This is a genomic window from Mesorhizobium sp. M6A.T.Ce.TU.002.03.1.1 (genome assembly GCF_003997275.1).
GTDB lineage: Bacteria > Pseudomonadota > Alphaproteobacteria > Rhizobiales > Rhizobiaceae > Mesorhizobium > Mesorhizobium mediterraneum.
Window position 1 is genome coordinate 1 of sequence record NZ_RZTI01000256.1, and the last position, 2,990, is coordinate 2,990.

The 2,990-nt window shown below is 56.9% G+C and carries 2 protein-coding genes; both read left to right on the forward strand.

The window, feature by feature from the left end; translation table 11 throughout:
• A partial coding sequence (locus tag EOC93_RS33175; RefSeq protein ID WP_164759389.1) for a DUF1254 domain-containing protein occupies window positions 1-1,007 on the forward strand: 1,007 nt, incomplete at its 5' end.
• Window positions 1,008-1,062: 55 nt separating this feature from the next.
• Window positions 1,063-2,583 (forward strand): DUF1254 domain-containing protein, encoded by a 1,521-nt coding sequence (locus EOC93_RS33180; protein ID WP_127206722.1) that lies wholly within the window; start codon window positions 1,063-1,065, stop codon window positions 2,581-2,583.
• The last annotated feature ends 407 nt before the right edge of the window (window positions 2,584-2,990 follow it).

The following is a 2,990-nucleotide window of genomic DNA, read 5'->3' on the forward strand; positions in this document are numbered from 1 at the left end:
GCGCCACGGGAAACGACCCGGGTTCCTATCTCGTTGTCGGACCCGACTGGAAAGGCGAGAAGCCCGTCGGCATCAGCCAAGTCTTTTCCTCGACCACCCCGTTCGTATTTGCCAACTTTCGGACCCAGCTCATCAACGCCGAAGATATGCCGAACGTGGAAAAGGTGCAGGCCGGCTACAAGGCGCAGCCGCTTTCCGCGTTTCTAAAAAAACCCGCCCCGCCCGCCGCACCGACGATCGAGTTCCTTCCTGCCACCACTGCCGGGATCAAGGAGAACTTCTTCCAATATCTCGATGCGGCCCTGCAATTCGTCCCCGAGACGCCACGGGACAAGAATATTCGCGCGAAACTAGCGAAGATTGGCATCGGTCCCGGCAAAACCTTCGAGTTGAAGGACCTATCGCTCGAACACAAAGCCGAAATGCTGATCGGCATGAAGCAAGGTGACGATAAAATCAACAAATGGCTGGCCAGCGGAAACAAGCCCATCAACGGCTGGAACGTCAGCTCGCTTCTTGGCGACGAGGCCTTCTACAACGGCGATTGGTTGCTGCGGGCCGGAGCTGCAAAGGCAGGCCTCTATGGCAACGATGCAGCAGAGGCCATGTACCCCTTCACCAGAACGGATGCCACCGGGGAACCGCTCGACGGCAGCAAGCACAACTACACTCTCACCTTTCCCGCCGGGCAACTCCCGCCAGTGAATTCCTTCTGGTCGGTAACGATGTATGACGGCAAGAGCCAGTTCCTGATCAAGAACCCGATCAACCGCTATCTCATCAACTCGCCGATGTTGTCCGGCATGAAGAAGAACGAGGATGGCTCGCTCACCCTCTATATCCAGAAAGACAGCCCCGGCACGGATAAGGAAGCTAACTGGCTGCCTGCTCCCGATGGCACGATCTATCTCGTGATGCGCCTGTACTGGCCGAAGACGGAAGCGCCTTCAATTCTGCCGGCCGGCGAAGGCAGCTGGCAGCCGCCCGGTATCAATGTGGCGCAATAATTATCCCGACCGTGAATTATCCCGACCACGCTGAGATGTCGATGAGGAGAGAGTTATGATACGCACGACGAGAATGCTTTGCGCCACCGCCGCGGTGGTCCTGATAGGCTTGGGCACCGCTTCCGCCGAAGCGCCGAAGATGAAAATGACGACGCCGATACCGGATTCGATCGTCACGCCGGAGAGTGTGGACACCAGGCTTGGCAAGTTGAACTTTTTCGATGGCTTCCCGGATGACGCCACCTCGGAGAAGATCTACGACAATCTCGATTTCATGCGCGGCGTCGACGCTTTTCTCAACGCCATGCCCGGCGCGTCGGTTGAAGCCCTGCGGGTTGGATTGGCTAGCCAGGGCGCCGACAACAATCAGACCATTCTGATCTTCGAAAACCTGATGGATTCGCATTCGTTGTTCCTCACCGGCAACACCGAAAGCATCTACAATCTGATGTGGCTGGATACCAAGGCCGGTCCGCTGGTCATCGAGACGCCGCCCAATATCCTGGGCATGATCGACAATCACTGGTTCCAATATGTCGGCGATGTCGGCAATGCCGGCCCGGACAAGGGCAAGGGTGGAAAATACCTGCTTTTGCCGCCGGGTTATCAGGGCGAGATACCCGAAGGCTATTTCGTGTTTCGAACCTCGACTTACGGAAACCTGTTCTTCTGGCGCGGCTTCCTCGAAAACGGCAGCACTGCAACCGCGGTCGAAAACACCAAGAAATTCGCCAAGGTTTATCCCCTTTCGGAAGCCGGCAATCCGCCGCCGATGAAGATCATCAACACCTCGGGCAAGGAGTACAACACGATCCATGCCAATGATTTTCACTTCTTCGAAGAAGTTAACGACATCGTCCAGTACGAGCCGAACGAGGCCTATCACCCGGAAGTGCTCGGACAGCTCGCCGCCATCGGCATCGAAAAGGGCAAACCCTTCGCACCCGACGAGCGGATGAAGAAGATCCTCACTGAAGCCGTCGCCGTCGGCAATGCGACGGCGCGCACCATCACATTCAAGACCCGCATGACGGACGCCTATTATTATCCGGACAGTGCCTGGTTCACCGGCTTTGTCGGCGGTAACTACGAGTTTCTTCTGCAGCCGGGCGTTCGGTATCTGGATGCCCGTGTCCTGTTCCACTACTATGCCACGGGTATCACGCCGGCCATGGCGATAAAGCGCGTCGGCATCGGTTCGCAATACGCCGGCGCCACCACAGACAAGGACGGCAAACCGTTCGATGGCGGCAAGACCTATAAAATCCACCTGCCGCCAAACATTCCGGCAAAAGAATTCTGGTCGTTCGTTGCGTATGACAATCAAACGCGTTCGATGCTGCAGACGGACCAGCAATTCCCCAGCATCGGCAGCGACAAGAAAGACATTGTGATCAACGCGGACTCCTCGGTCGATGTCTGGTTCGGTCCGACAGCGCCGGAAGGCCATGAGGCCAACTGGGTCCAGACAGTTCCCGGCAAGGGCTGGAACGTCCTTCTTCGCCTCTATGGCCCGCTCGAGTCCTGGTTCGACAAGACCTGGAAGCCGGGCGAGTTCGAGCTGGTGCAGCAATAGAGCTGGTTAAAGGCATTCCGCGACAGCCTGTCGAACCCGGTCGTCTCAAACGTTACGGCTGTCGATCATTGTAGCTGACCGTGTTTGAGGGCGGGATAAGCTATTGAACGGGATCGGATGGATTTTGCTTTCGGGTCATGGCTTTTCGCAAACCTTCTCTCAGAGAACGGCTGCAATGGGGTCAAACCCGGGCATCCTGCCGTCGTTGCGGACGTTTTGGCGAACGTAGTCAGATACCAAGACATCGACCCTTAGGTGGCGTTCGTATGAGATGCCAACGGCCATTTATCGATGGCGTCGCGGACTGAATGGTCCGCGTGCGCTGGGCCAATACTAGCCCGTAGGTTACAGTTAGTTACGTTCCCTGACGTGAGCCGATCGGCCAAGGTCACTCATAGCCGTCATAT